Origin of the sequence: Mesorhizobium sp. M7A.F.Ca.US.002.01.1.1 (assembly GCF_004022955.1) — a bacterium.
Taxonomy (GTDB): Bacteria; Pseudomonadota; Alphaproteobacteria; order Rhizobiales; family Rhizobiaceae; genus Mesorhizobium; species Mesorhizobium ciceri.
The window spans coordinates 1-2,225 of sequence record NZ_RZQE01000715.1 but is presented as its reverse complement, the minus strand read 5'-3'; the positions used below and the strand labels follow the sequence as shown (position 1 = coordinate 2,225).

Below are 2,225 nucleotides of genomic sequence, written 5' to 3'. Positions count from 1 at the left end.
GGATGATGTTGAGGAAATCGACCTTGCCGGAATTGGCCAGCCGCCCGGCGATCTCGATGCCCTCCTGTTTGGACAGGCCTTTTTCGAAATCTTCGTCAGCGACCATGCGGATGCCGACGACGAATTTCTCGCCGACCGACGCACGCACGGCATCAAGCACCATGTTGGTGAAGCGCAGGCGGTTGTCGAGCGAGCCGCCGAATTCGTCGTCGCGATGGTTGGTGGCCGGCGACCAGAAGCCGTCCATCAGATGGCCGTAGGATTCGAACTCGATGCCGTCCAGGCCGGCGGCCTGACAGCGCTGGGCGGCCGAAGCATAGTCGGCGACGATGCGCTCGATGTCCCAGTCCTCGATGGTTTTCGGGAATGCGCGATGCGCCGGCTCACGCACCGGCGAGGCCGAGAGTACCGGCAGCCAGTCGGCCTTGTTCCAGCCGGTACGGCGGCCGAGATGGGTGATCTGGATCATCACCTTGCAGTCGTGCTCGTGGCAGGCATCGGCGAGCTCGGCCAGCCACGGCACGATCCTGTCGTCATAGACATGCAGATTGCCGAAAGCGGCCGGGCTGTCGCGCGAGACGATCGCCGAGCCGGCGGTCATGGTCAGCGCCATGCCTCCCCTAGCCTTCTCGGCATGGTAGAGCCGGTAGCGCTCTTTCGGCATGCCGTCCTCGGAATAGGCCGGCTCATGGCTGGTCGACATGACCCGGTTCTTCAGCGTCAGATGTTTGAGCTGGTAGGGCTGGAGAAGCGGATCGTTGGAGGTCATCGTCTTCCTGCGGTTTCAAATTGTGCTAATGAGCGGCAAAATTCGTTTTCAAGCATGTCGTCCCGCACGCACTCCGGGCGCATGCGACAAGGATTGGGCCCATGATCGACACCAAAACTCTCACCCAGCTCGGTGCGCACGTCGAGACGCCACAAAGCCCCGAAGCAGCGGTCCTGGAGACCGTACCGTTTTCGCGCGGCGACGGGCCGCCGGCGATCGTGCGCTTCACCTGCCCGGAATTCACCTCGCTGTGCCCGGTCACCGGCCAACCGGACTTCGCCCATATCGTCATCGACTACGCACCCGATGCGGCTCTGGTGGAATCGAAGTCGCTCAAGCTGTTCATGACCTCGTTTCGCAACCATGGCGCCTTCCATGAAGACTGCACCGTCATGATCGGCCGCCGCATCGTGGCGGCAACCAAGCCGCTGTGGTTGCGCATAGGCGGCTATTGGTATCCACGCGGCGGCATTCCGATCGATGTGTTCTGGCAAACCGGCGCTCCGCCGGAAGGCGCCTGGCTCCCCGACACCGGGGTGGCGCCCTATCGCGGGCGGGGTTGAGCTCGCCCATCATTCGCACTGATATTGGCTGAGTGCCCATTCGCCGGTCACCGACAACAGGTCCGTGATCTTCCAGTCGCCATCGACCTTCTTGAATTTCCATTCCAGCCGGTGCGGGTTGCCCGATATGACGAAGGCGACGATGACCTTGGCCTGGTCACCGTTGATCGCCTCGAGCGTCTTCAGGCTCTTGTCTATCTCGGCCTTGTCGTAATCGGCATTGTCGAGCGCCATGTTGGGGTCGAGGCACTCGCCCTGCCCGGATTTGCGCAAGGCGTCGCTCTTGTCGAGCACGGTTTTGGCCGGATCGATGAAATGGCTTCGCTCGGCCGGATCGATCTCCAGCCCGACCTGACCGTAAAACGGCCGCACCACGGCGGTCGGCGAGCCCGGCTGGATCGGTGCGGCGGGCGCGGCTTCGGCCGGCGACCATCCAACCGGCGGCGTGGCCGGTTCTGCCGCTCCGCCCGGCGCATTTGCGGGCGGTGCAGCGCTGTCGCTCGGCTGGGTGTCGGCCGGGGCGTTTGCCGGCGGCGCACCCAACAAGCCTTGCGCGGCGGCGCCGCTCAGAGCCGCCAGCAGGCACACACCCGACAGTGCCACGAACCGGCGGTGGGCCATCGCTTCACTCCGGCGTCTGGCCGGCCATGCATTCCAGCGCGCTGAGCGTCCAGTCGCTGGTTTTGGAAGCGATGTCCGATATCTTCCACTTGCCGTCGATCTTCTTGAGCGACCAGAGCATTTCACGTTTGGAATCATCGCCTTCCGGAAACAGGCTGAAGGATGCCGTGACCTGTGCGTTGTCGCCATCCTGCTTCTCAGACAGTTTCAGCGTTTTCGAGACGGTTTTCTGATCGAAATCCTGAGCGTCGAGACCAGGATCGAAATCGATG

2 protein-coding genes and 2 pseudogenes are annotated in these 2,225 nt (G+C 63.1%); 1 reads left to right on the top strand and 3 read right to left on the bottom strand.

Annotation, left to right across the window (positions count from 1 at the left end; translation table 11 throughout):
• Positions 1-769: pseudogene (locus EN932_RS34530) on the bottom strand (N-methylproline demethylase); the annotation flags it as partial.
• Positions 770-870: 101 nt separating this feature from the next.
• Here EN932_RS34530 and queF point away from each other — a divergent pair.
• Positions 871-1,332, top strand: a complete 462-nt coding sequence (gene queF / locus EN932_RS34525; RefSeq protein WP_010915503.1) for a preQ(1) synthase — start codon at positions 871-873, stop codon at positions 1,330-1,332.
• A 9-nt stretch (positions 1,333-1,341) separates the two neighbouring features.
• Here the strand turns inward: queF and EN932_RS34520 are convergent, their stop codons facing one another.
• Positions 1,342-1,953: a hypothetical protein gene (locus tag EN932_RS34520; RefSeq protein WP_127385470.1), complete on the bottom strand. Its 612-nt coding sequence runs from the start codon at positions 1,951-1,953 to the stop codon at positions 1,342-1,344.
• A gap of 4 nt (positions 1,954-1,957) precedes the next feature.
• A pseudogene (locus EN932_RS34515) lies at positions 1,958-2,225 on the bottom strand (DUF3828 domain-containing protein); the annotation flags it as partial.

What these genes read in the sequence shown, in the direction of transcription:
- EN932_RS34520 (WP_127385470.1), bottom strand. Translation starts at nt 1,953, where the DNA reads ATGGCCCACCGCCGGTTCGTGGCACTGTCGGGTGTGTGCCTGCTGGCG.
- queF (WP_010915503.1), top strand. Translation starts at nt 871, where the DNA reads ATGATCGACACCAAAACTCTCACCCAGCTCGGTGCGCACGTCGAGACG.